This window comes from Caulobacter sp. DMC95 (assembly GCF_056313785.1).
This window is the reverse complement of record NZ_JBQUZP010000003.1, coordinates 72559-94854: the sequence shown is the minus strand read 5'-3', so window position 1 is coordinate 94854 and position 22296 is coordinate 72559. Positions and strand designations below refer to the sequence as shown.

At 70.4% G+C, this 22296-nt stretch carries 26 protein-coding genes and 3 pseudogenes; 24 read left to right on the top strand and 5 right to left on the bottom strand.

Annotated features, from left to right (window positions below):
* Positions 1–16 precede the first annotated feature (16 nt).
* From ACT53N_RS08505 to ACT53N_RS08495, 3 genes are all read right to left on the bottom strand, one after another.
* Positions 17–472 carry an SRPBCC family protein gene (locus ACT53N_RS08505; protein ID WP_476063498.1) on the bottom strand — a complete coding sequence of 152 codons (456 nt, stop codon included), beginning with the start codon at positions 470–472 and terminating at the stop codon, positions 17–19.
* The gene (locus ACT53N_RS08500) at positions 469–810 is read right to left on the bottom strand and encodes an ArsR/SmtB family transcription factor (RefSeq protein ID WP_476063497.1); all 342 of its coding nucleotides are present in this window, start codon (positions 808–810) and stop codon (positions 469–471) included. The genes ACT53N_RS08505 and ACT53N_RS08500 overlap by 4 nt, the downstream gene beginning before the upstream one ends.
* Positions 811–991: 181 nt before the next feature.
* On the bottom strand, positions 992–2578 hold the full coding sequence (locus ACT53N_RS08495) for an aldehyde dehydrogenase (NADP(+)) (protein WP_476063496.1): 1587 nt from the start codon (positions 2576–2578) through the stop codon (positions 992–994).
* A gap of 263 nt (positions 2579–2841) precedes the next feature.
* Between ACT53N_RS08495 and ACT53N_RS08490 the strand changes: the two genes are divergently transcribed.
* Complete coding sequence (locus tag ACT53N_RS08490) at positions 2842–3249, top strand: hypothetical protein (protein ID WP_476063495.1); 408 nt, start codon at positions 2842–2844, stop codon at positions 3247–3249.
* The gene (locus ACT53N_RS08485; protein WP_476063494.1) at positions 3134–4432 is read left to right on the top strand and encodes a DNA-packaging protein; all 1299 of its coding nucleotides are present in this window, start codon (positions 3134–3136) and stop codon (positions 4430–4432) included. The genes ACT53N_RS08490 and ACT53N_RS08485 overlap by 116 nt, the downstream gene beginning before the upstream one ends.
* Positions 4433–4564: 132 nt before the next feature.
* Here ACT53N_RS08485 and ACT53N_RS08480 read toward each other — a convergent pair whose 3' ends face one another.
* Entirely contained in the window at positions 4565–4906 is a 342-nt protein-coding gene (locus tag ACT53N_RS08480; RefSeq protein WP_476063493.1) for an endonuclease domain-containing protein, read from the bottom strand.
* A 180-nt stretch (positions 4907–5086) separates the two neighbouring features.
* Here ACT53N_RS08480 and ACT53N_RS08475 point away from each other — a divergent pair, with 180 nt between their 5' ends.
* The 13 genes and pseudogenes from ACT53N_RS08475 to ACT53N_RS08415 all read left to right on the top strand — a co-directional run.
* Positions 5087–6226 (top strand): phage portal protein, encoded by a 1140-nt coding sequence (locus tag ACT53N_RS08475; RefSeq protein WP_476063492.1) that lies wholly within the window; start codon positions 5087–5089, stop codon positions 6224–6226.
* Positions 6222–6351, top strand: a pseudogene (locus ACT53N_RS08470) (hypothetical protein); the annotation flags it as partial. The gene ACT53N_RS08475 and the pseudogene ACT53N_RS08470, both read left to right, overlap by 5 nt.
* A complete protein-coding gene (locus ACT53N_RS08465) occupies positions 6351–6602 on the top strand; it encodes a hypothetical protein (RefSeq protein ID WP_476063491.1) in 252 nt (83 codons plus the stop codon). The pseudogene ACT53N_RS08470 and the gene ACT53N_RS08465, both read left to right, overlap by 1 nt.
* On the top strand, positions 6592–7017 hold the full coding sequence (locus tag ACT53N_RS08460) for an HK97 family phage prohead protease (protein ID WP_476063490.1): 426 nt from the start codon (positions 6592–6594) through the stop codon (positions 7015–7017). The genes ACT53N_RS08465 and ACT53N_RS08460 overlap by 11 nt, the downstream gene beginning before the upstream one ends.
* A 128-nt stretch (positions 7018–7145) precedes the next feature.
* Entirely contained in the window at positions 7146–8369 is a 1224-nt protein-coding gene (locus ACT53N_RS08455) for a phage major capsid protein (protein ID WP_476063489.1), read from the top strand.
* A pseudogene (locus tag ACT53N_RS08450) lies at positions 8369–8493 on the top strand (NlpC/P60 family protein); the annotation flags it as partial. The gene ACT53N_RS08455 and the pseudogene ACT53N_RS08450, both read left to right, overlap by 1 nt.
* 17 nt (positions 8494–8510) lie before the next feature.
* The gene (locus ACT53N_RS08445; protein WP_476063488.1) at positions 8511–8780 is read left to right on the top strand and encodes a head-tail connector protein; all 270 of its coding nucleotides are present in this window, start codon (positions 8511–8513) and stop codon (positions 8778–8780) included.
* Positions 8777–9175, top strand: coding sequence for a DUF3168 domain-containing protein (locus ACT53N_RS08440; RefSeq protein ID WP_476063487.1), 399 nt, complete (start codon positions 8777–8779; stop codon positions 9173–9175). The genes ACT53N_RS08445 and ACT53N_RS08440 overlap by 4 nt, the downstream gene beginning before the upstream one ends.
* A 12-nt stretch (positions 9176–9187) precedes the next feature.
* The gene (locus ACT53N_RS08435; RefSeq protein ID WP_476063486.1) at positions 9188–9604 is read left to right on the top strand and encodes a phage major tail protein, TP901-1 family; all 417 of its coding nucleotides are present in this window, start codon (positions 9188–9190) and stop codon (positions 9602–9604) included.
* A gap of 154 nt (positions 9605–9758) precedes the next feature.
* On the top strand, positions 9759–10043 hold the full coding sequence (locus ACT53N_RS08430; RefSeq protein WP_476063485.1) for a GTA-gp10 family protein: 285 nt from the start codon (positions 9759–9761) through the stop codon (positions 10041–10043).
* Entirely contained in the window at positions 10040–10219 is a 180-nt protein-coding gene (locus ACT53N_RS08425; RefSeq protein WP_476063484.1) for a phage tail assembly chaperone, read from the top strand. The genes ACT53N_RS08430 and ACT53N_RS08425 overlap by 4 nt, the downstream gene beginning before the upstream one ends.
* Positions 10216–10722 carry a phage tail tape measure protein gene (locus tag ACT53N_RS08420; protein ID WP_476063483.1) on the top strand — a complete coding sequence of 169 codons (507 nt, stop codon included), beginning with the start codon at positions 10216–10218 and terminating at the stop codon, positions 10720–10722. Before ACT53N_RS08425 ends, ACT53N_RS08420 begins: the two co-directional genes overlap by 4 nt.
* Positions 10722–10853: pseudogene (locus ACT53N_RS08415) on the top strand (hypothetical protein); the annotation flags it as partial. The gene ACT53N_RS08420 and the pseudogene ACT53N_RS08415, both read left to right, overlap by 1 nt.
* 9 nt (positions 10854–10862) lie before the next feature.
* Here the strand turns inward: ACT53N_RS08415 and ACT53N_RS08410 are convergent.
* Positions 10863–11327, bottom strand: coding sequence for a DUF805 domain-containing protein (locus ACT53N_RS08410; RefSeq protein ID WP_476063482.1), 465 nt, complete (start codon positions 11325–11327; stop codon positions 10863–10865).
* A 146-nt stretch (positions 11328–11473) separates the two neighbouring features.
* On the opposite strand from ACT53N_RS08410, the gene ACT53N_RS08405 reads away from it, so the two are divergent.
* From ACT53N_RS08405 to ACT53N_RS08365, 9 genes are all read left to right on the top strand, one after another.
* Positions 11474–12109, top strand: coding sequence for a phage distal tail protein, Rcc01695 family (locus ACT53N_RS08405; RefSeq protein ID WP_476063481.1), 636 nt, complete (start codon positions 11474–11476; stop codon positions 12107–12109).
* Entirely contained in the window at positions 12109–12735 is a 627-nt protein-coding gene (locus ACT53N_RS08400) for a baseplate hub domain-containing protein (protein ID WP_476063480.1), read from the top strand. Before ACT53N_RS08405 ends, ACT53N_RS08400 begins: the two co-directional genes overlap by 1 nt.
* Before the next feature lie 119 nt (positions 12736–12854).
* Positions 12855–13355, top strand: coding sequence for a C40 family peptidase (locus ACT53N_RS08395; protein WP_476063479.1), 501 nt, complete (start codon positions 12855–12857; stop codon positions 13353–13355).
* A 62-nt stretch (positions 13356–13417) separates the two neighbouring features.
* A complete protein-coding gene (locus ACT53N_RS08390) occupies positions 13418–17128 on the top strand; it encodes a baseplate multidomain protein megatron (RefSeq protein ID WP_476063478.1) in 3711 nt (1236 codons plus the stop codon).
* Between the two features lie 87 nt (positions 17129–17215).
* On the top strand, positions 17216–18151 hold the full coding sequence (locus ACT53N_RS08385; protein WP_476063477.1) for a DnaJ C-terminal domain-containing protein: 936 nt from the start codon (positions 17216–17218) through the stop codon (positions 18149–18151).
* 126 nt (positions 18152–18277) lie between these two features.
* Positions 18278–18595: a PepSY domain-containing protein gene (locus ACT53N_RS08380; RefSeq protein ID WP_268068422.1), complete on the top strand. Its 318-nt coding sequence runs from the start codon at positions 18278–18280 to the stop codon at positions 18593–18595.
* Between the two features lie 18 nt (positions 18596–18613).
* On the top strand, positions 18614–19291 hold the full coding sequence (locus ACT53N_RS08375) for a response regulator transcription factor (protein ID WP_476063476.1): 678 nt from the start codon (positions 18614–18616) through the stop codon (positions 19289–19291).
* A gap of 4 nt (positions 19292–19295) precedes the next feature.
* Positions 19296–20687 carry an ATP-binding protein gene (locus ACT53N_RS08370; protein ID WP_476063475.1) on the top strand — a complete coding sequence of 464 codons (1392 nt, stop codon included), beginning with the start codon at positions 19296–19298 and terminating at the stop codon, positions 20685–20687.
* Positions 20688–20846: 159 nt separating this feature from the next.
* A complete protein-coding gene (locus tag ACT53N_RS08365; protein ID WP_476063474.1) occupies positions 20847–22217 on the top strand; it encodes a hypothetical protein in 1371 nt (456 codons plus the stop codon).
* Positions 22218–22296 lie beyond the last annotated feature (79 nt).

Sequence of the window (22296 nt, the reverse complement as noted above, 5' to 3'; positions counted from 1 at the left end):
GAGGGCGGAAGGAAGATCAGCCCTCCACCACCGGCGTGATCGCTTCCAGTTGCAGGCGGATGCCTTCCTCGCGGCCCTCGGCCGAGTAGTAGCCGTCCAGGAACGTCCCGATCTCGGTGATGACGACGCGGGTCTTGGCGCCTTCTGGGAGGAACTCGATAGTCGCGATCGAGGCGGAGGCTAGCGGCTGCCCGTGGTGCATCCAGTAGGTGTAGACGATCCGCTCGTTCTCGATGATCTCGAGATAGCGGTTGTAGAACCGGTGCGGCGGCTCGCCGGCAGGGCCGCCGATGCTGTATTCCTCGCCGCCGACCCGGAAGTCGAACTTCTGCTCGAAGCTCCAGTCGTCGGGCCCCTTGAACCACTGCTTCTTCTTCTCGGGATCGGCGAAGGCGGCGAAGGTGCGAGCCGGCGAGGCTGCATAGACGCGCTCGACGACGAAGGTGGCGTGGACGGCGTTGCGGTCGGTCATTTCCGGGACTCCTCGTCCTCTGCGGCCAGGAAGTCGCCCAGCCGGTCGAGACGGCGCTCCCACTGGGTGCGCCTCTGGTTGATCCATTGTTCGGCGAGACTGAGGACGACGGGGTTCATCCGGCAGGTGCGCACCCGGCCGACCTTCTCCGACGTCACGATCGCGCCCGCTTCCAGCATGGCCAGGTGCTGCATGACCGCCGGCAGCGACATGTCCAGCGGCCTGGCCAGTTCGCTCACCGAGGCGGGGCCCCGGCTGAGCCGCTCGACCATGCTCCGCCGCGCGGGATCCGCGAGGGCCTGGAATATCAGGTCGAGCGAGGGCTGTTGGTTAGGCATGGGGTTAAGTATCGCGCACCTTACGGATAGTCAAGCAATTGCCTAACTATCATCGCAAAACAAAACCGTGTCTTCCCGGCCGGAGCGAAGCGGAGAGCCGGGACCCAGGGCAACCGCACTGCGCTTGGCCCCTGGGTCCCGGGTCGGCTACGCCGCCCGGGATGACACGGTTTTGAAGGGTTTAGCCCACCTTCACCACCCCATCGACCCGCCGCACCACGCCCAGCGGGTTTTCCGTCTTCAGCTCCGCCGGCAGCAGCGCTTCCGGCAGGTTCTGGTAGCTGACCGGACGCAGGAACCTGGCAATCGCCAAGGTCCCGACCGAGGTCGTGCGGCCGTCGCTGGTCGAGGGGAACGGGCCGCCGTGGACCATGGCGTGAGCCACCTCGACGCCGGTGCCAAAGCCGTTGACCAGAATGCGGCCGGCCTTCAGCTCCAGCGCGGGTAGCAGGGCGGCAGCCAGGGCGTGGTCGGCGTCTTCCAGGTGCAGGGCGATGGTCAGTTGGCCCTCGAGCGCGGCGATGACGGCTTCAAGCTCGGCCTGACCCGCGCAGCGCACCACCAGCGAGGCGGCGCCGAACACTTCCTCGTGCAGGTGCGGGTTGGCCAGGAAGTCGGCGGCCTTGACGCAGAACAGCGCCGCTTGGCCGGTGTGGCTGTGCTCGGGGCCGGTCTGGCCGCGCGCCACGGTGGTGACTTCCGCCGCGTCGGTCAGGGCCGCGACCCCGTGGGCGAAGGCCTGGCAGATGCCCGGCGTCAGCATGACCGAAGCCGGGGCGGCCTCGACGGCCTTGCCGGCGGCGTCGACGAAGGCGTCCAGCTCGGGGCCGTCGAGGGCCAGGATCAGGCCGGGATTGGTGCAGAACTGGCCCGCGCCCAGGGTCAGGGCGGCCACGAAGTCCGGCGCGATCTTGTCGGCGCGGGCCTTGAGGGCGGCGGGCAGCAGGATCACCGGATTGATGCTGCTCATCTCGGCGTAGAACGGGATCGGCTCGGGGCGGCCCTGGGCGATGGCCAGCAGGGCCAAACCGCCCCGGCGCGAGCCGGTGAAGCCGGCGGCCTTGATCCGCGGATCGGCGACCAGGGCCTGGCTGACCTCGTAGCCGCTGTCGTGGATCATCGAGAACACGCCCGGATGCAGGCCGCAGGCGGCGACGGCGGCCTGCACGGCGCGGCCGACCAGCTCCGAGGCGCCCGGATGGGCCGGGTGGGCCTTCACCACCACCGGGCAGCCGGCCGCCAGGGCGCTGGCGGTGTCGCCCCCGGCCACCGAGAAGGCCAGCGGGAAGTTCGACGCGCCGAACACCGCCACCGGGCCCAGCGGCACGTTGCGCAGCCGCAGGTCCGGGCGCGGCAGCGGCTTGCGCTCCGGCAGGGCGGGGTCGATCCGCGCCTCCAGGAAACCGCCGTCGCGCAGCACGCTGGCGAACAGGCGCAGCTGGCCGACGGTGCGGCCCCGCTCGCCCTCCAGGCGCGGGCGCGGCAGGCCGGTCTCGGCCATGGTGCGGACGATCAGCTCATCGCCGATGGCCTCGATGTGCTCGGCGATCGACTCCAGGAACCGGGCGCGGGTCTCGTAGGGCAGGGACCGGTAGGGGCCGAACGCCTCGGCCGCCAGGGCGCAGGCCGCCTCGACATCGGCCTTGGTCGCGCCGCCGAACGCCGGCTCCAGGGTCTCACCCGTCGCGGGGTTCACGCCCTTGATCTCGCCGTGGGTTCCAAAGCGGCGCTCGCCGCCGATCAGAAGCTCGCCCGTCAAATGCGCCATGGTCGTCCTGCTGGTTAGGGTGCGGAGCTGCTATATGGGAGCGCTAACATGACATGTCCATGCGCGTTGAGGGCAGGATAGCCAATCGGGCGCCCCGGCGGGCGGATTTTCAGGGACGCCTTGACCCGTACGACGGCCCAGGTACGGGGATTGGCGCGCCTGAACGCTCTGAATAAGCCAGGTAAAGTCGAGTAAAATCAGTGCCTTGTCACTTTTATGCGTCCGCCAATCATCCGCGCCCGCTGGCGCCGTATCTTTGTGTCATGGCCGGAAGAAGCGACGAGGTTCAGGACTGGAGCGCGATGCTGCAGACCCGCCTCCAGGCGAAGATGGACGCGCTCATCGCCGCCTTTGAAATCTCCACCGACCCCGCCGAACGCGCCCAGATCGAGAAGGACGCCCGCGCCTGCGGGGTCTTCGCGCGCTCGACCAAGGCGGTGGCGACGATGGTTCCCGAGCCCAAAGCCAAACCCGCCGCCGACGAGGCGGCCGATGACGACGAGGCTTCCATGCATGACGGCATTCCGGACGATCCCGAAGAGCTTCAAGCCGCTCTTGTCGCCCGCTTTACTCGCTTTGCTGAGCTGCTCGAACTCAAGCGCCGGGATGATGAGGGCGCTGGCGAGCGTGATCGTGGGGCTGGAGACGCCAGACCAGCAGCGCCTGCTTAGCGCGGTTCAGGCCGATCCGTTGCTGCACCAGATGTCGCCGGACCACAGGGCTTGGTCGACCTGGCTGATGCTGGGCGGGCGGGGCGCAGGCAAGACCTTCGCCGGGGCGCGGTGGATCACCTGGAACGCCCTGGCCTATCCAAGCCAGGCGCTGATCGGTCCCACCTTGCACGACGTCCGTGAGGTGATGATCGAGGGATCGTCTGGTCTCAGGTCGATGGGCGGCCCCCTTTTCCGCCCCCGCTGGGAAGCCTCCCGCCGGCGCCTCGTCTGGCCCAACGGGGCGGTCGCCTACGCCTTCTCGGCCGAAGACCCGGAGTCCCTGCGCGGCCCGCAGTTCCACGCCGCCTGGGCCGATGAGTTCTGCGCGTGGCCTAAACCTGGCGAGACCCTGGCCATGCTGCGGTTTGGCCTGCGGCTGGGCGAGGATCCGCGCCTGGTCGTCACCACCACGCCCAAGCCGCATCGGGCGCTCAAGACCCTGATGGCCGAGCCAGGCGTGGCCCTGACCCGCGCCGGAACCAGCGCCAACGCCGGCAACCTGGCGCCTGCGTTCCTGCGGACGCTGGAGAGCCTCTATGGCGGCACGCGCCTGGCCGCTCAGGAACTGGACGGCGTCGTGGTCGAGACCGACGGCGGCCTCTTCCGCGCCGAGGACCTGGCCAGATGCCGGGCCGCGCGGCCGGCGCGCCTCGACCGCGTGGTCGTGGCCGTCGACCCACCGGCGACGGCAGGCGGCGACGCCTGCGGCATCGTCGTGGTCGGCCGCCGCGATGACCGCGCCTTCGTTCTGGCCGACCAGACCGCGCGGGGACTGTCTCCGGCGGGCTGGGCGGGGAGGGCGGTGGCGGCCGCCCGAACCTGGAACGCCGACGCCCTCGTGGCCGAAGCCAACCAGGGCGGCGACATGGTCCGCTCGGTCCTGGCCCAGGCCGATCCGCCGTGCCGGGTGAAGCTGGTTCGCGCCAGCGTGGGCAAACGCGCCCGCGCCGAACCGGTGGCGGCGCTCTACGAGCAAGGCCGCGTGTTGCACTGCGGATCGTTCGTGGCGCTGGAGGAGGAACTGATGGCCCTCGGCTCCGGCGATCTCGAACACAGCCCCGACCGCGCGGATGCGCTGGTCTGGGCGGTCAGTGACTTGATGCTCGGCGAGGTGAGGCGGCCGAGGTTGCGGGCGCTCTAGCTAAGTTCCTCCCCCGCGTCGCGGGGGAGGGTTGAGGTTCACCGTTCCAAATCCTCCCCCCAGAGGGGGAGGTGGTCCGTAGGACCGGAGGGGGAAGTTCGCCTGGCCCGGCGTCTTCCCCCTCCGTCGTCCCTACGGGCCGACACCTCCCCCGCTGGGGGGAGGATTTTGTTTCCCTGGTCGCGCGACTTCCAGGATAGTCGCCAACGTATCGTCTACGGACCGCAAGACTTCGCTCGCCGGTATTCGCAGCGTGTGAACGCCGCGTTCGGCGAGCCGCATGTCACGGATCTCGTCGTGCTCCGGCTGATCCTCAGTCGCGTGAGACCAGCCGTCGATCTCGACCGCCAGGTGCGCGGCCGGACAGTAGAAGTCGAGCACATAAGGCCCGATCGGATGCTGGCGGCGGAACTTCAGACCATCGAGGCGTCCGCCGCGTAGAGCGTTCCACAACAGAACCTCGGGTAGCGACATCTGCCGTCGTAGCCTCCGCGCCTGAGCGATGCAGGGTTTCTCGGGTCGTCTCACGTCCCCCTCCGTCGGCTTCGCCGACACCTCCCCCGCCAGGGGGAGGTGTTGATCTACGCCTTCTTCACCACCCTAAATTGTTCACCCTTCGTTCTCAACTCCACCCCCCCCCCGGAGCGCCCCCCCATGCTCTTCTCCAAACCGCGCCCGCCTGAGCGCAAGGACTCCCGCGCCGCGCGGTTGATCGCGCTGACCACCGGCGGTCGTCCGCAGTGGACGCCGCGCGACTATGGCGCGCTCGCGTCCGAGGGGTTCGCCAAGAACCCGGTGGCCTATCGCTGCGTGCGGGTGATCGCCGAGGCGGCGGCCTCGATGCCGCTGGCGGTATTCGTCGAGGGGCGGCGCGCGGATGATCACCCTCTGAAACGCCTGCTCGACCGGCCCAATCCCGAACAGGGCGGGCCGGATCTGATGGAGGCGTTCTTCGGGAACCTGCAGGTGGCTGGCAACGCCTATCTGGAGGCGGCGGGCGACGCTCAGCCCAGCGAGCTCTACGCCCTGCGACCCGACCGGATGACCATGGTCCCGGGACCGCGCGGCTGGCCGCTGGCCTATGACTACCAGGCCGCCGGCCGCACGGCGCGGATCGGCCGCGACGGCGACGGCTGGCTGCCGGTGCTGCACCTGAAGCTGTTCAATCCGACGAGCGACCACTACGGCCTCTCGCCGCTGGAGGCCGCCGCCTTCGCGATTGACGTGCACAACGCCTCCAGCGCCTGGAACAAGGCGCTGTTGGACAATTCGGCCAGGCCCTCGGGGGCGCTTGTCTATTCGAGCAAGGACGCCGGCGACCGCCTGACCGACGAGCAGTTCGACCGGCTGAAGACCGAGCTGGCCAGCGCCCAGTCCGGCACCGCCAACGCAGGGCGGCCGCTGCTGCTGGAAGGCGGGCTCGACTGGCGGGCCATGTCGCTGAGCCCGGCCGAGATGGACTTCACCGAAGGCAAGCACGCCGCCGCCCGCGAGATCGCCCTGGCGTTCGGCGTCCCGCCGCAGCTCTTGGGCATTCCGGGCGACAACACCTACGCCAACTATCGCGAGGCCAACGCCGCCTTCTGGCGCGGCACGGCGGTTCCGCTGGCCCAGCGCGCGGCGCGTGCGCTCACCGGCTGGCTGGGGGCGAAGTTCCCCGGCGCGACGATTGTTCCGGATCTCGACGCGGTTCCCGCCCTGTCGGTCGAGCGGGACGCCCTGTGGAGCCGGCTGCAGGCGGCAAGCTTCCTCACCGACGCCGAGCGGCGGCGGCTGGCGGGGCTGGAGCAGTAGAAATCCTCCCCCTGTGGGGGAGGCGGCCGAAGGCCGGAGGGGGGAGCACTGCCGAGCCGGCTTCTTCCCCCTCCGTCCGCTTCGCGGACACCTCCCCCGCTGGGGGGAGGATTTGGAGGTTCCCATGACCCAACCCACCCGCTGGCGGCTGGACCGCCAGGTGTCGGCCGCCGTGCTCGTCACCGTGTTTCTGCAGGCGGCGGCCGCCCTGCTGTGGGCCGGCAAGGCCGCCGCGCGGATCGACGAGATGCAGCGCCGGCTCGAGGCCCAGGCCCCGGTCGCCGAGCGTCTGGCCCGCCTGGAAGCCCAGGCCGAGGCCGCGCGCCAGAGCCTTGTTCGCATCGAGGCCCGACTGGAGCGCGGCCATGACAGATGAGCTGAAGATCGAGGGTTACGCGTCCCTGTTCTGGACCCGCGACCTCAATGACGACGTCACCGCCGCCGGGGCCTTCGCTGAGAGCCTGGCGGCGGGAACGCCGGTCAAGATGCTGCACCAGCACGACGAGGCCGAGCCGATCGGCGTCTGGGACGCGGTGGTCGAGGACGCCAAGGGGCTGTTCGTGCGCGGCCGGATCCTGCGGACCACGCCGCGCGGAAGGCTGGTCGCGGCCCTGGTCGAGGCCGGCGCGCTGGACGGCCTGTCCATCGGCTTTCGTCAGGTCAAGGCGCGCACGCAAGGCCGCCTGCGCGTGCTCAGCCGCGTGGAGCTTTGGGAGGTGTCGATCGTGACCTTCCCGATGCTGCCCCAAGCCCGCCTGAGTTGGGCGCGGCTTTCTAGATCCTCCCCATAGCGGGGGAGGTGGCCCGCAGGGCCGGAGGGGGACGTTGTCCTGGCTCGGCGTCTTCCCCCTCCGTCGTCCCTGCGGGCCGACACCTCCCCCGCTATGGGGAGGATTTTCTTTCATCTCCGGAGATCCTCATGAAGGAAACCAAACACGCGGCCTCGCCCGAGGCCCGCGCGGCGCTGGCTGACGTCCTGACCGCGTTCGAGAGCTTCAAGGCCGCCAATGACGCGCGCCTTTCGGCCATCGAGACCAAGCGGGCCGACGTCCTGCTGGAGGAAAAGGTCGGCCGTATCGACGAGGCCATGTCCCGCGCCCAGGATCGTCTGGACCGCATCATGGCCGACCTGCGGCGTCCTTCGCTTTCGGCGGAGGCGCCGCTGGCGCATGTGGACGAGCGCAAGGCCGCCTTCGACCGCTATGTGAAGACCGGCGAGACGCCCGCTGTCCTGCTCGAAGCCAAGGGGCTGTCGGAAGGCGTCGCCACCGCCGGCGGCTATGTCGCCCCGCCGGAGCTGGAGCGGCTGATCCTGCGGCGTCTGGCGGCCACCTCGCCGATGCGTGAGATCTGCCAGGTGCGCACCATCGGCGCCGGGACCTTCCGCAAGCCGGTGTCGCCCACGGGCCTGGCCGCCGCCTGGGTGGCCGAGACCGCCGCGCGGCCCGAGACCACGGCCCCGACCCTGGATGTCATCGATTTCCCGGCCGGCGAGCTCTACGCCAGCCCGGCGGCGACCCAGGCCCTGCTGGACGACGCCTATGTCAGCATCGACGAGTGGCTGGCCGAGGAGGTGCAGGACGCCTTCGCCGCCCAGGAGACCACGGCCTTCGTCACCGGCGACGGGGTCAACAAGCCCAAGGGCTTTCTCGCCTACACCGCCGCGCCGGACGCCAGCTACACTTGGGGCCAGGTCGGCTATCTGGCCACGGGCGTGGCGGGCGGCTGGCCGGCCAGCAATCCGACCGACAAGCTGATCGACCTGATCTATGCGGCCAAGACCCAGTACCGTCAGAACGGCCGCTTCGTGATGAACCGCCGCACGGTCAGCGCCGTGCGCAAGTTCAAGGACGCGCAGGGCAACTACATCTGGAACGCGGCCCTGCAGCCGGGGCAGTCGGCCAGCTTGCTCGGCTTCCCGGTCACCGAGATCGAGGCCATGCCGGACGTGGCGGCCAACAGCCTGGCGGTGGCGTTCGGCGACTTCGAGAAGGGCTATCTGATCGTCGACCGCGCCGGCGTGCGGGTGCTTCGCGATCCCTATTCGGCCAAGCCGCACGTGCTGTTCTACACCACCAAGCGCGTCGGCGGCGGCGTGCAGAACTTTGACGCCGTGAAGCTGCTGAAGTTCGCGGCGTCGTAATCCAATCCTCCCCCCAGCGGGGGAGGTGTCCGCGAAGCGGACGGAGGGGGAAGGGCTGGAAAGCCGGCCTCTTCCCCCTCCGTCGTCCCTAGCGGTCCGACACCTCCCCCGCTGGGGGGAGGATTTTCAGGACATTCCCCCATGCCCCAAGCCCTCACCCTGGCCGAGGCCAGGGCGTTCCTGCGCGTGTCCGACGCTTCGGAAGACGCGCTGCTGACCCTGTTGATCGACGCCGCCGAGGCGCGGGTGGCCGGCGCCGCGGGCGTCGCCCTGACCGCGGCGAGCCCCGCCCCGCTGCGCCTGTCGGTGCTGATCCTCGCCGCCCACGCCTACGAGCATAGAGACACCGGCGAGCCGTCCCTCGCCCTCGTCGAGCCGTGGCTGGCCCCGTACCGAAAGACCAGGCTGTGAGCGACAAGCCCCTGATCGACGCCCTGGTCGCCACCCTGAAGGCCGCGCCCGCCGTCACCGCCATCGCCGGCCAGCGGATCTATGGCGCCAGCCCCCGCCTGCCGACCTATCCGTGCGTCGTCGTCACCCGGTCTGAAGGCCGGCAGGTCGGCGGCGTGGGCGGGGAGGGGATCGAGCACCTGCTCACCCTGACCTGCGCCAGCCGCTTCGGCGGTCCCGAGGAGGCCCGCGCCCTGGTCGCCGCTGTCCGCCTGGCGCTGCATGACGCCCGGCCCGCCCTTGTCGGCCGGCGGCTTGTGAACCTGCGCGTGCCCTATGCCGACGTCTTCGCCGGCGCCGACCGCGAAACCACCCTCGGGATCGTCCGCGTGCGGGCGGTGACCGAGGCCCTCTAACGGAGAACCCAGATGGCCGCCCAAGCCGGCAAGGACATGCTGCTGAAGATCAGCGACGGGGCGCCGACGCCCACCTTCCACACCGTCGCGGGCCTACGGGCCCGCACGATCAGCCTGAACGCCAAGACCCTCGACATCACCGACAGCGACAGCACCGGCCGCTGGCGCGAGCTGCTGGCCGGGGCGGGGGTCAAGGCGGTGGCCGTCTCGGGCTCGGGCGTGTTCCGCGACGCGGCCTCCGACGCCCAGGTGCGGACCAGCTTCTTCGACCAGTCGGCCCGCGTGTGGCGGCTGGTGATCCCCGATTTCGGCCAGCTGGAGGGGGCGTTCATCGTCGCTGCGCTCGAATACGCCGGCGAACACGACGGCGAGGCGGTGTTCGCGCTGAGCCTCGCCAGCGCCGGGGCGGTGACGTTTACGGCGCTGTAGTCAGCAAGCGCCCCCTCCGTCTCGTCGCGTATCCGCGCCGATCCACCTCCCCCGTTGCACGGGTGAGGAAGGTTGTCCTCCTCACCCGCGACGCGGGGGAGGTGGCGCGATGCGAAGCATCGTGACGGAGGGGGCGCTCCTCACGGAGATTCCCATGCTCACCCCCAACCCAGCCCGCGGCGAGGTCGTCGTGACCCTGGCCGGCGCGCCGCGTCGGTTGTGCCTCACCCTCGGCGCCCTGGCGCGCATCGAGGCGGCGCTCAATCTCGCCGACTGGTCGCAGCTGCCCGACCGCATCGCCACGCTGAGCGCCGGTGAGCTCTCGGCCATCCTCGCCGCGCTGCTGGACGGCGGCGGCGAAGCGCCGGAGATCGCCACCCGGGCCACCGTGCCCGAGGCCGCCAGCGCTCTCGCCGCCGCCTTGGCCGCCTGCGCATGAGCTGGGCCGCGCCGCTGCGCTTGGCCCTGTCGCTGGGCCTGCCGCCTGAGGCCTTCTGGCGCCTGTCGCTGACGGAGTGGCGGGCGCTGACAGAGGCCGAGCCTGCGCCGGTTCTGAACCGCGCGCGCCTGCAGGACCTGATCGCCCGCTATCCCGATGAGGAGACCGCGCCATGAGTTTCGACCAAGACAGCCTGTCGGCCGTGCCCGCCCGCGCCGCCGAGGCGGCCGCCGCTCTGGAGAGCCTGAAAGCCCCCGCCGAACGAGCCGCGCGCTCGATCGACGAGGCCTTCGCTCGCGCGGGCGCCTCGCTGGTGCGGTCCCTGGCTCGCGCCGCCTCGGACGGGCAGGTGTCGCTGTCGGAGCTGGCGCGGGCGGTGCTGGGCGCGGCCGGGGCGGCGCTGAAGGGCGGCGGGCTGGGCGAGGCCCTGACCAAGACCTTCGCCGGAGCCCGCGCGGACGGCGGGCCGGTGCTGCCCGGCGGGGCCTATCTGGTGGGCGAGCGGGGACCGGAGCTGTTCCGCCCCGCCTCGGCCGGAAGCATCGAGCCGGTGGGAAGCGGCGGCGTCTCGGTGACGGTCAATGTCCAGGGCGGCGAGGCGTCCGGCCTGATCCGCTCCGACGCCCAGATCGCCCAGGCCCTGGCGCGGGCGGTCACGCTGGGGGCGAGGGGGCTTTGATGTGGAAAGCGCCCCCTCCGTCACAATGCTTCGCATCGCGCCACCTCCCCCGCGTTGCGGGTGAGGGGGAACGCCCCCGGGTCGCGCGAAGCGCGCGCCCGAGGACAGGCTCCGCGGTGGAGGGGGCGCTATTCTGATGCCTAAACCGTCACGGCGTTCGGGTTGATCGGCGGCGGGCCGTATTGGTTCTCGCGCGGTTGGCCGACGCTGCAGCCGACCCAGAGCGTGAAGGCCAGCCAGATGGCGAAGGCGATGAAGATCGACACGAACAGGCCCACCAGGGCGGTCAAGGCCGAAACCTCTGGCTCGCCGTTGGTGAGGGCGGCGATGGCGGGCATCACGCCCACCGAGATGGCGGCGCCGAACACCAGCACCGGTCCCAGGACCCACGGCAGGACCTGCCACCAGCCGGTCTGACCCATGTCGTGCAGCCGCTTGGAATGGATGCAGACGCTGGCGTAGATCGTGGCCAGAGACAGGGCCCATCCGATGATCGGCAGCCAGCCGGCCACGACGTTGACGCCCAGCAGGACGAGCCAGCCGATCCAGAACGACTGCCGGCCGATGCGGCCCTCAGGCGACAGGAACAGGGTCTTCCAATCCATTTCGTGGTCTCCAATCTCGATCCCTAACCTAGGGACCGATCGCCCGCGCATGAAGTGAAAAGCGGGTCATGACGTCGTCTTAATGGCGTCGGCTACGCGGGCCCTTGCTTTTCCGCAAACCTTTTCACGACTTCCAGAAGGATCACTTGATGAGCGAGTTCCATGAGGCGCGCCTGCCTGCGCGCCTGGCGTTCGGCTGCACGGGCGGCGTCGAGCGGCGCACGGACGTGGTGACCCTGGCCTCGGGCCATGAGCGTCGCACCAGTCCCTGGGCCCAGAGTCGGCGTCGTTATCTGATCGCCACCGCGCCGCGTCCGCTGGACGAAATCGCCGAGCTGGTCGCCTTCTTCGAGGCCCGGCGCGGGCGGTTGTGCGGCTTTCGTTTCCGTGACCCGGCCGACTGGAAGTCGTGCGCGCCCTCGGCGCAGCCGGCGGCGGGCGACCAGGCGTTGGGAACAGGCGACGGCGCCCGTAAGGTCTTCCAATTGCGTAAGAGCTACGGCGCGGGCGCCGACGCCGTGATCCGCGCCATCACCAAGCCGGTCGGGGGGACGGTGAAGGTGGCCGTGGCCGGCGTCGTCCTGGCGCCGGCCGCCTTCGCCGTCGACGCCGCCACGGGGCTCGTCACCCTCACCACCGCGCCAGCGGCCGGGGCGGCGGTGACGGCAGGCTATGAGTTCGACACGCCGGTCCGCTTTGACCTCGATCGGCTGGACGTCACGCTGGAGGGCTTCGCCGCCGCGCGCGTCACCGCCTGTTCCCTCATTGAGGTGCTGGTCTGATGCGCGCCTTGCCCGAGGGCCTGGACGAGGCCCGACTTTGCCACGCCTGGATCCTGACGCGCGCCGACGGGACGAGGCTGGGCTTCACCGACCATGATCGCGACCTTTTCGTCGATGGCGTCACCTGCCGCGCTAGCGGCGGCTGGAGCCCCGGCGCGGCCGACACCGCCGCCGGCTACGGGGCTGGCCAGAGCGCGGTGCTGGGCGTGCTGGACGACGCCGGGATCACCGAGGCGGACCTCGCCGCAGGTCTCTACGACGGGGCGAAGGTCGAGGCGCTGCGCGTCGACTGGAGCGCGCCGTCGCGCTGCGTGTCGCTTTGGACCGCCACTATCGCTTCGGTGACCCGCGAGGGCGAGGCCTTCACCGCCACCCTGGCCGGACCCTTGGCGGCGCTGGAGCGGGTGGCGGGCCGCACCTTCACCCGGCTGTGCGACGCGCGTCTGGGCGATGTCCGCTGCGGGATCACGCCCGCGCCGGGGGCGGCCTGCGACAAGCGCTGGGCGACCTGTGTCGGGGTGTTCGGCAACGGCGTGAACTTCCGGGGTTTTCCGACGTCGCCCGGCGAGGATTTTCTGACGCTGTACCCCGTCGAGGGCGAGCGCAACGACGGCGAGCGGCGGTGAGCCCCCACCGGGCCGCGCTTCGCGCGACCGTCCGCCCCCAAAGGGGGCGGAAGGATAATCACCTTCCTCCCCCATCGAGGGAGGGGGACCGCCGAACGGCGGGGGAGGGGGCTTGCCGCGTGCTGGAGGAAGCCCGCCTCTGGCTTGGCACCCCCTACCGCCACCAGGCCTCGACGCTGGGCGCCGGCTGCGACTGCCTGGGCCTCGTCCGCGGCGTCTGGCGTGCGCTGTACGGCGACGAGCCTGAGGCGCCGCAGCCCTATCGTCCCGACTGGGCCGAGATCGGCGTGGGCGAGCCGCTGCTGGACGCATTCGACCGCTGGCTGGTCGCGATCCCGGTGTCGCAAGCCCAGCCCGGCGACGTGCTCGTCTTCCGCATGGCGCCGGGCGCGGCCACCAAGCACTGCGCCATCCAGTCTGCGCCGGACCGCATCATCCATGCCTACTGGGGCCGCGCGTGCGTCGAGAGCGCCTTGGGACGGTGGTGGCGCGAGCGGTGCGTGGCGGCGTTTCGGTTTCCCATCCCCAAAACACCCGACCTCCCCGGCGAAAGTCGGGGTCCAGATCGAACCCCAGACCTTGAGAGGTTAGGCGCCGCGATCTGGCGCGAGCACGTCTGACGCTCAGGCTGAATCTGGGCCCCGGCATTCGCCGGGGAGGTCGGTAGAGAAGGAGCATAAGAATGGCTCAGGTGATCCTTTCCAGCGTGGGTTCAGCCCTCGGTGGTCCCATCGGGGCCGTGGCCGGCGCCCTCGTCGGCGGTCTGGTCGACCAGGCGGCGCTGTCGGCCCTTTCGCCCGCGCGCCAGGTCGGGCCGCGCATCCCTGAACTGCGCCTGACAGGCGCGGCCGAAGGCGCGGCGCTGCCGTGCGTGTTCGGTCGCGCGCGGGTCGGCGGCCAAGTCATCTGGGCCGCGCGGTTTCGCGAGCGGCGGGTCGAGGGCAGGGTCGGCGGATCCAAGGGCCAGAAGACGACGGCCTACGCCTACAGCCTGTCGTTCGCCGTCGCGGTGGCCGAGGGACCGATCGACGGGATCGGCCGGGTCTGGGCCGACGGGCGGGTGATGGACCTGTCGGGCGTGACGATGCGCGTGCATCTGGGAACTGAGGATCAGCTTCCTGATCCGCTGATAGCCGCGATTGAGGGAGAGGCCCCAGCCTATCGCGGTGTGGCCTATGTGGTGTTCGAGGACCTGCCGCTGGAGACCTTCGGCAATCGTCCGCCGCAGCTGTCGTTCGAGGTCTTCCGCAGGCCGCGCGCGCCGGGGACGGTGGGGCTGGAGGAGCGCCTGAAGGGCGTGTGCCTGATCCCCGGCGCGGGTGAGTTCGTCTACGCCACCGAGGCCGTGCTGCGCCGCGAGGGCCTGACCCGCACCGCCAGCGAGAGCGTCCATAACGCCGAGGGCCTTCCCGACCTGATGGTGGCGCTGAACCAGCTGCAGGCGCAGTTGCCCAACGTCGATCACGTGACCCTGGTCGTCGCCTGGTTTGGCACCGATCTCCGCTGCGGCCAGTGCCAGATCAAGCCCGGCGTCGAGGGCGCGGCCAAGGACACCTTGCCCCTGACCTGGAGCGTCGCGGGCGTCGATCGCACCGGCGCGCATCTGATCTCGCTGAAGGACGGCGCCCCGGCCTATGGCGGCACGCCCGCCGACGCGGTGGTGCTGCAGGCCATCGCCGAGCTGAAGCGGCGCGGCCTGAAGGTGACGCTGTATCCGTTCATCCTGATGGACACCCCGCCGGGTCAGCCGGCCTATCCGTGGCGGGGCCGCATCGCCTGCGATCCGCCCTCGGCCGACGGGACGGCGGCGGCGACGACTCAGGTGAACGCCTTCTTCGACGGCGAATGGGGGCTGCGCCGGATGGTGCTGCACCAAGCCGCTTTGGCCGCGCAGGCGGGCGGGGTGGACGGCTTCATCATCGGCTCGGAGCTGCGCGCCCTGACGACCACGCGCGGACCCGGAGGGAGTTATCCGGCGGTGGCCAAGCTGAAGACCCTGGCCGCCGATGTGCGCGCGGTGGTGGGACCGACAACCAAGCTCGGCTACGCCGCCGACTGGAGCGAGTATTTCGGCCATCAGCCCCGCGATGGTTCGGGCTATGCGGTGTTTCACCTTGATCCGCTGTGGGCCGACCCCAATATCGATTTCGTCGGCGTCGACTGGTACCCGCCGGTCACCGACTGGCGCGAGGGCGAGGATCACCTGGACGCGGTGGCCGGCTACGAGGGACCGCACGACCCGGCCTATCTGCGGGCTGGCCTGACGGGCGGGGCCGACTTTGACTGGTACTACGCCAGCGGCGCAGACCGCGACGCTCAGGCCCGCACTCCGATCACCGACGGCGCCCATGGCGAGGCCTGGATGTTCCGGGCGAAAGACCTGCTGTCCTGGTGGAGCCACCCGCACCACGACCGGCCCGGCGGCGTCCGGTCGGCGGCGCCTACGGCCTGGATCCCGAGGTCCAAGCCGATCCGCCTGACCGAGTTCGGCTGCCCGGCGGTGGACAAGGGCGCCAATTCGCCGAACCTCTTCATCGATCCCAAGAGCTCGGAAAGCTTCCTGCCGCCGTATTCGAGCGGCGAGCGCGACGACTTCGGCCAGCGGCGCTATCTGGAGGCGGTGCTGGCCTGGCTGGACGAGCCGGCCGCCAATCCGGTCTCGCCGCTGTATGGCGGGCCTATGATCGAGGCGGCCAGCGCCTGGTGCTGGGACGCGCGGCCGTTCCCCGACTTTCCCGCGCGGTCGGATGTGTGGAGCGACGGCGGCAACTGGTTGCTGGGCCACTGGCTGACCGGGCGGGCGGGGATCGCGCCGCTGCCCGAGCTGATCCAGGCCCTGGGCGTGCGCGCGGGCGTGACGCTCGACCCCGGCGAGGCGGGCGGGGCCCTGGGCGGCTATGTGGTCGATCGGCCGATGCGCCTGCGCGACGCGCTGTCGCCGCTTACCGAGGCCTTCGCCCTCGACCCAGTCGAGCGCGGCGATCGGGTGCGGATGGTGTCGCGGACGGGACGGGCGGTGGCGGCGCTGGTTCCGGACGACCTTGTCCTGCCCGAGGACGGCGCGGCCGAGCGCGAGACCCGGACCCTCGATCCCGCAGCCGAGGCCCTGCGCCTGCGGTTCCTGGACGCCGCCCGCGACTATCAGGTCGGCGCCCTGATCGTCCGCCGCGAGGCGGGCGACGGGACGCGCGACATGGATGCGCCGATCGTGCTGTCGGCGGCCGAGGCTGGCGCGGTGGCGCGCCGGATGCTGGATAGCGACGCCGCCGCGCGGCGCTCCCGCATCCTGCGACTGGCGCCGTCCGCGGCCCTGCGGTTTCAGGCCGGCGACCGCCTGACGCTGGACGGGGAGACCTGGCGGGTCCTGCGTCTGGATCTTGACGAGAGGCCTCGCGCCACACTGGCGCCGGTCCTGCGAACCCAAGGCGTCGATGCGGTGATCGACTGGACGCCGGCCCCGCCGCGCGACCCGGCCTCGCCGCCGGTGCTGCATTTGCTGGACCTGCCCTCGGACGGCGCGCTGTCCGACGACGCCCGCCCGCGGGTCGCCGGCGCCGCCGAGCCCTGGCGGCCGCTGGACGTCCATGCGGGCGCCAGCGTCGAGACCCTGACGGTCCGGGCGCGCCTAGCCGCCCCAGCCACCTTGGGCGTGACCCTGACCGATCTTGCGCCCGCCTCGCCGCACCGCCTGGACCGGTCGGCGCGACTGGAGGTGCGGATGGAGGGGACCAGCCTGTCCTCCGCGCCGCTGGCCGCCATGCTGGCGGGCCAGAACACTCTGGCGATCCGCGCGCCGTCCGGTGACTGGGAGGTGATCGCGTTCCATACCGCCGAGCTGATCGCGCCGGACGTCTGGCGGCTGTCGGGGCTGCTGCGCGGCCAGCGGGACGGGGCGGCGAGTCCGGTCGTGATCCCGGCGGGCGCGGCCGTGGTGCTGCTGGATGAGGCGGTGGTTCCGATGAGCGTCGCGGCCTTCGAGCGGGGAACAAGTCTGACCGTGCGCGCCGCCCCGGCCGGCGGTCCGCCATCAGGGCCGGGGATGACGCAGGTCGGCACGGTCTGGACCGGAAGAGCCTTGTGTCCCCTGGCCCCGGCGCATCTTCGTAAGCGCATGATCGGCGGCGACCTGTCGCTGTCCTGGATCCGTCGCGCACGGGTCGGCGGCGATGTCTGGGCGGGCGAGGTCCCGCTCGCCGAGGGCGTCGAGCGCTACCGCGTGAGGGTGCTGGACGGGCTCGCTGTGTTGCGTGAGGCCGAGGTGGAGACGCCCAGCTTCACCTACGCCGCCGCCCAGCGCGCGGCCGACTCGCCATCCGCCGCCGCGCGGCTGGAGGTGGCCCAAGGGTCTCCGCTGTACGGGTGGGGTGCGGTCGCAACCACAAGTCTGTGGTAAATTTACCACATGCGCCCTTGCGCGCAGCGCTGGACGTTCTAGATGGAGGGGGCTACCCAACCACCGACTTAACTCAGAGGACCTTCCTTGGCGCGCGACCCGTATCAGGAACTCGGCGTTTCCCGCACCGCCAGCGCGGACGAGATCCGCAAGGCGTTCCGCAAGCTCGCCAAGCAGTTCCACCCGGACACCAACCCGGGCGACAAGAAGGCCGAAGAGCGCTTCAAGCAGGTCAGCGCCGCGTTCGACATCGTCGGCGACCCTGAAAAGCGCAAGAAGTTCGACCTGGGCCAGATCGACGCCGACGGCCGCGAGACCATGCGCGGTTTCGGCGGACAGCCCGGCAACGGCCCGTTCAACGCCGGCGGCTTTGGCCAGGGCGGCTTCCACCGGTCCGGCGAAGGGCCGGAGATCGACCTGTCTGACCTGTTCGGCGGCATGTTCGGCGGCGGCGGGGCGGGGCGCGGCCCCTTCGGCGGCGGCGCGGGCGGCGGCTTTTCCAGCAAGGGCGCTGACGTCAAGGCGCGGCTCGACATCGACCTGGAAGACGCCATCAAGGGCGGCAAGAAGCGCGTGGCCTTCTCGGACGGCCGCACGATCGATGTCACCATCCCGGCCGGCGCCCAGGAGGGCCAGACCCTGCGCCTGAAGGGCCAGGGCTCGCCGGGACGCGGCGGCCAGGGCGACGCCCTGATCGAACTGGCCATCAAGCCGCACCCGATCTATCGCCGCGAGGGCGACGCCCTGGTCATGGACCTGCCGGTGTCGATCCCCGACGCGGTGCTGGGCGGCAAGGTCGAGGCCCCGACCCCCGACGGCAATGTCATGCTGGCCGTCCCCAAGGGTAGCAACAGCGGTCAGACGCTCCGCTTGAAGGGAAGAGGCATGCCCGACGGCAAGGGCAAGCGCGGCGATCTGCTGGCGCGCCTGGTGGTCACCCTGCCCGAGACCGTCGACCAGGACCTCGAAAAGTTCGCCGAAGCCTGGCGCGCCCAGAAACCCTACACGCCGAAGCGGAAGTAGGCTGGCGTCGCGGCGTTTGGGCACGCCCTTCGTTCACGACGTGTCCGCCCGTGACAGAACGTCGCGCGCCGTTCATAACCCGGACGTTCAGCCTCCATTCAGCCGAGGGCCTGTAGACCAAGCAGCATGAAACCGATCCGCGCCCTCATCGTCGCCGCTGCATTGGCCGCCGTCCTTCCGGACGCCGCCTTCGCGCAACGCCGTCCGGACTCGCTGGGCGCCGACTGGCGTCAGCAGCAGGACCAGGCGCGCGGCGGCGTGCAGTCGGGCCGGCTGGTGCCGCTGTCCCGGGTGATCGAGATGATCGGCCGCCGGGTGCCGGGCCGGGTGCTGGACGCCGGCCTTGAAGGCGGCAACTACCGGGTTCGCTGGGCTGCGGCGGATGGCCGTCGCATCGACTTCATCGTCGACGCCCAGACCGGCCAGATCCTCAGCGGCGGCTAACAGGCTTCAGGAGTTTCCATGCGCATCCTGCTCGTCGAGGACGATCCCGACCTGACGCGCCAGCTGAAGCTGGCCCTGGCCGGCGCCGGCTACGCCGTCGACCACGCGCCCGACGGCGAAGAAGCCCAGTATCTGGGCGAGAACGAGCCGTATGACGCGGTGATCCTGGATCTTGGCCTGCCCAAGGTGGACGGCGTGTCGGTGCTGGAGCGCTGGCGGCGCGGCAATGTCGCCACGCCCGTGCTGATCCTGACCGCGCGCGGCGCCTGGAGCGATAAGGTCGCGGGCTTTGACGCCGGGGCCGACGACTATCTGGCCAAGCCGTTCCACACCGAGGAGCTCTTGGCTCGCCTGCGCGCCCTGCTGCGCCGCTCGGCCGGCCACGCCGCGCCGTCGCTGTCGTGCGGCGCGCTGCGCCTGGACCCGCGCGCCGCCCGCGCCAGCGTCAATGGCGAGCCGCTGCGCCTGACCTCGCTGGAATACCGCCTGCTGCACTACATGATGATGCACCAGGGCCGGGTGATCGGCCGCACCGAGCTGGTCGAGCACCTCTACGACCAGGACTTCGACCGCGACTCCAACACCATCGAGGTGTTCATCGGCCGCCTGCGCAAGAAGCTGGGCGCGGACCGGATCGAGACCGTGCGGGGCCTGGGCTACCGCCTCGCGGCGCTGCCGGGCGAAGAGAACGCCTAGTCCATTGCTAGACCTGCGCCGCCGCTCGCTGGTCCGCCGCCTGGTCCTGATCGCCGGGATCTGGACCCTGCTGGTCGTCTTGATCGCGGGCGTGTTCCTGACCGCGCAGTTTCGCGACGCCGCCATCCGCCGCTTTGACCAGTCGCTGGCGGTGCTGACCGACGATCTTTACGCCGGCTCCAGCGTCGACAATGGCCAGTTGCGCGCGCCGTTCCTGACCGACATCCGCGCCACCCGCGTCTATTCGGGCCGCTACTGGGTGATCCTGGACAAGCAGCCGGACGGCGCGATGAAGCCGATCGAGCGTTCGCGCTCATTGTTCGACAGCGACCTGATGCTGTCGTCGGCCCAGATCGACCAGTTGGAGGCCGCGCCGGGCAAGACCCAGTATTTCGACCTGCGCGGGCCGCAGGACAAGCCGCTGCGGGCGGCGGCGGTGCAAGCGCGCCTGCCGGGCTACCCCGACCCGGTGGTTTTCCTGGCGGCCGAGGATCGTTCGCCGATCGACGCCGATGCGGATCGCTTCGCGCAGATCACCGCCTTCGCCCTGCTGATCCTGGGCGGCGGTCTCATCCTGGCCGTGGTGGTGCAGGTGCGTTTTGGTCTCCAGCCGCTATTCGCCCTGCGCCGCGAGGTGGCTGAGGTGCGTCGGGGCAAGGCCGAGCGGGTCGAAGGGTCCTACCCCGAAGAACTGTCGCCGCTGGCCGGAGAGCTCAACGCGCTGCTGGCGCATAACCAGGAGGTCGTCGAGCGTCAGCGCACCCACGTCGGCAATCTGGCGCACGCGCTCAAGACCCCGCTGTCGGTCATGCTCACCGAGGCCAGCCAGCAGCCAGGGCAACTGGCCGAGGTGGTGACCCGCCAGGCCCAGACCATGCGCGAGCAGGTCGACCATCACCTGCGCCGCGCCCGCGCCGCCGCCCGTTCGCAGACCAGCGGCGAGCGCACGCCCGTCGAGCCGATCCTGGACGAGCTGGCTGTGACGCTTGAGCGCATCTTTCAGGATAAGGCCGAGGGGCGAGGCGTCGAGATCGATTGGCGGTGCCCCGAAGACCTCTGCTTCCAGGGCGAAAAGCAGGACCTGATGGAGCTGGCCGGCAACGTCATGGAGAACGCCGGCAAGTGGTGTCGCGGCAGGATCCGCGTCGACGCGGTTCCGGTCGGTGAGGCGCGCATGACGCTGACCGTCGACGATGACGGTCCGGGACTGCCGCCTGAGGAACGGGGCCAGGCGCTGAAGCGTGGCCAGCGTCTTGACGAGAACGCGCCGGGCTCGGGTCTAGGCCTGTCGATCGTGGACGAACTGGCTAGAGCCTACGGAGGCTCGGTCCAGCTTGGTGAATCACCGCTGGGCGGACTGCGCGTCACGCTCGAGCTGCCCCGCGCGGTGTCCTAAGCGTCCGGTTGCGACAAACCGTCATGGGGCGCGGTTCGCATATCAAGTTACGCGACCGCTAAACCTCCGGTCGATAAAGCTTTTCCGTCTCTGACGCGCACGCGGCGAAACAGGATTTTTGTTTCGTTTCGGAAATCCTTAACCTCGTTCGCAACATGGTTGACGCTTGTCGGAAGTCTCGATCCGGCACGGGGGATCATGGCCGCCATCGCCGCGCATAAACTGCAGATTATCCGGACGCTGGTGGAAACCGCGCCGGATGCGGCTCTGCGCAGCCTTGAGTTGGCCCTGTCGAGCGCCGGCGGGCAGAGCGCGTTGGCTTCGGTGCGCGATCTCGTTGAGGACGAGACCGCCAATCGCTTCGTCCGCAACAACGTCCTGGCCCCGATCGTGCCGTTGTGCGCGTCGCGCGCCTCTGGTCAGGTGTCCTTCCCTGCTCCGGTCCTGTCACGTCTCTGGCGCGCCTTGAAGTCGGTCGCAGGAGCCCGGGTTGAAAGCGCTGCGGCGCGCTGCAACCCCTGGGATCTCGAGCAGGGCTCGCCTGAAGTGTTCGACGAGCTGTGCAAGCTCGCCGCCGCCGGGCTTCGCGACCCGGAGAACGCCGCCTTCGATAGCGTGCGCTCGCTGTGCGATCCTGAGCAACTGGCGCTGTGCCTGCAGCTCTCCACCCTGACGCGTGGTTGCCTGCCCAAGCTTTCCGAATGGGTCAGCCGCATGTCGGAAGAGCGCGCCGCCGCAGCGCGCCTGGCCTATCGCGACGCCTGCCGCATCAGCGAGGACGCGGGTCCGCTGCTGCTGGACATCCTGTCCGCGCATCTGCCCGATGACTGGCGGATCATGCGCGTGATCTCAGCGGTCATGGATCGGCCTACGGATCGTTATCTCGCTTCCACCGAAGTCGCGCAGTTTGGCGAGCGTGTATTGAGCGAGATCGATGAGACGATCGCCCTGATCGAATGCTTCAGCTTCGCCGATGGTGAGAAGGCTGGGCGCCAGGCCGCCCAGGCCGCCCAGAAGGTGCAGCTGATGATGGTCGAGATCCAGCAGTCGGTCGACATCGCCAAGGACGGCCCTTGGGGCAAGCGACTGGCGCGCCAGAAGCAGGCGATGGCCAAGGCCTGCGAGCTGCGCATGGATCAGGCCGAGAAGGAGCTGGAAAAGGCGCTGCCGACCCGTCCCATCTCGATGCTGGCCAAGAAGGGCGCGCGGGGCGTCGCCAAGCTGGTCGAGGGACCGAACGCCGACATGATCGTACGCGCGCAGTCCGCCCTGGCGTTCGTAGCCGAGTTGCGCGCCTGCGCCGACAAGGCTGGCTATGGCAGCTCGCGCACGAAGATCCTCGAGAAGCTCAACGCGCGCCTGGATCCTTACATCGAGGATGTCCTGCACGTGGCGCGGACAGGCGAGGGCGGCGATTCCGCCTTGGCCGTCCAGTATCTCGACGTCGCCGCCGGCTTCATCGCCTACACCCGCGACGAGAAGACCGCCGAAATCGTCCGCCGACGGGCGGCCGCTGCGATCGCGGCTTAGTCAGGCTTCCAGACCGCCGTTGGCGGGCGCCCCAGAATGACGGTGCCAGGGCGTCCTTAAGCGCTTTTTCCTCTAACGG

Bases quoted from the DNA above. Each gene is read 5' to 3' on its own strand.
- ACT53N_RS08505 (WP_476063498.1), bottom strand. From the start codon at position 472: ATGACCGACCGCAACGCCGTCCACGCCACCTTCGTCGTCGAGCGCGTC.
- ACT53N_RS08500 (WP_476063497.1), bottom strand. From the start codon at position 810: ATGCCTAACCAACAGCCCTCGCTCGACCTGATATTCCAGGCCCTCGCG.
- ACT53N_RS08495 (WP_476063496.1), bottom strand. From the start codon at position 2,578: ATGGCGCATTTGACGGGCGAGCTTCTGATCGGCGGCGAGCGCCGCTTT.
- ACT53N_RS08490 (WP_476063495.1), top strand. From the start codon at position 2,842: ATGGCCGGAAGAAGCGACGAGGTTCAGGACTGGAGCGCGATGCTGCAG.
- ACT53N_RS08480 (WP_476063493.1), bottom strand. From the start codon at position 4,906: ATGTCGCTACCCGAGGTTCTGTTGTGGAACGCTCTACGCGGCGGACGC.
- ACT53N_RS08475 (WP_476063492.1), top strand. From the start codon at position 5,087: ATGCTCTTCTCCAAACCGCGCCCGCCTGAGCGCAAGGACTCCCGCGCC.
- ACT53N_RS08465 (WP_476063491.1), top strand. From the start codon at position 6,351: ATGACCCAACCCACCCGCTGGCGGCTGGACCGCCAGGTGTCGGCCGCC.
- ACT53N_RS08460 (WP_476063490.1), top strand. From the start codon at position 6,592: ATGACAGATGAGCTGAAGATCGAGGGTTACGCGTCCCTGTTCTGGACC.
- ACT53N_RS08455 (WP_476063489.1), top strand. From the start codon at position 7,146: ATGAAGGAAACCAAACACGCGGCCTCGCCCGAGGCCCGCGCGGCGCTG.
- ACT53N_RS08445 (WP_476063488.1), top strand. From the start codon at position 8,511: ATGCCCCAAGCCCTCACCCTGGCCGAGGCCAGGGCGTTCCTGCGCGTG.
- ACT53N_RS08435 (WP_476063486.1), top strand. From the start codon at position 9,188: ATGGCCGCCCAAGCCGGCAAGGACATGCTGCTGAAGATCAGCGACGGG.
- ACT53N_RS08430 (WP_476063485.1), top strand. From the start codon at position 9,759: ATGCTCACCCCCAACCCAGCCCGCGGCGAGGTCGTCGTGACCCTGGCC.
- ACT53N_RS08425 (WP_476063484.1), top strand. From the start codon at position 10,040: ATGAGCTGGGCCGCGCCGCTGCGCTTGGCCCTGTCGCTGGGCCTGCCG.
- ACT53N_RS08420 (WP_476063483.1), top strand. From the start codon at position 10,216: ATGAGTTTCGACCAAGACAGCCTGTCGGCCGTGCCCGCCCGCGCCGCC.
- ACT53N_RS08410 (WP_476063482.1), bottom strand. From the start codon at position 11,327: ATGGATTGGAAGACCCTGTTCCTGTCGCCTGAGGGCCGCATCGGCCGG.
- ACT53N_RS08400 (WP_476063480.1), top strand. From the start codon at position 12,109: ATGCGCGCCTTGCCCGAGGGCCTGGACGAGGCCCGACTTTGCCACGCC.
- ACT53N_RS08390 (WP_476063478.1), top strand. From the start codon at position 13,418: ATGGCTCAGGTGATCCTTTCCAGCGTGGGTTCAGCCCTCGGTGGTCCC.
- ACT53N_RS08380 (WP_268068422.1), top strand. From the start codon at position 18,278: ATGAAACCGATCCGCGCCCTCATCGTCGCCGCTGCATTGGCCGCCGTC.
- ACT53N_RS08375 (WP_476063476.1), top strand. From the start codon at position 18,614: ATGCGCATCCTGCTCGTCGAGGACGATCCCGACCTGACGCGCCAGCTG.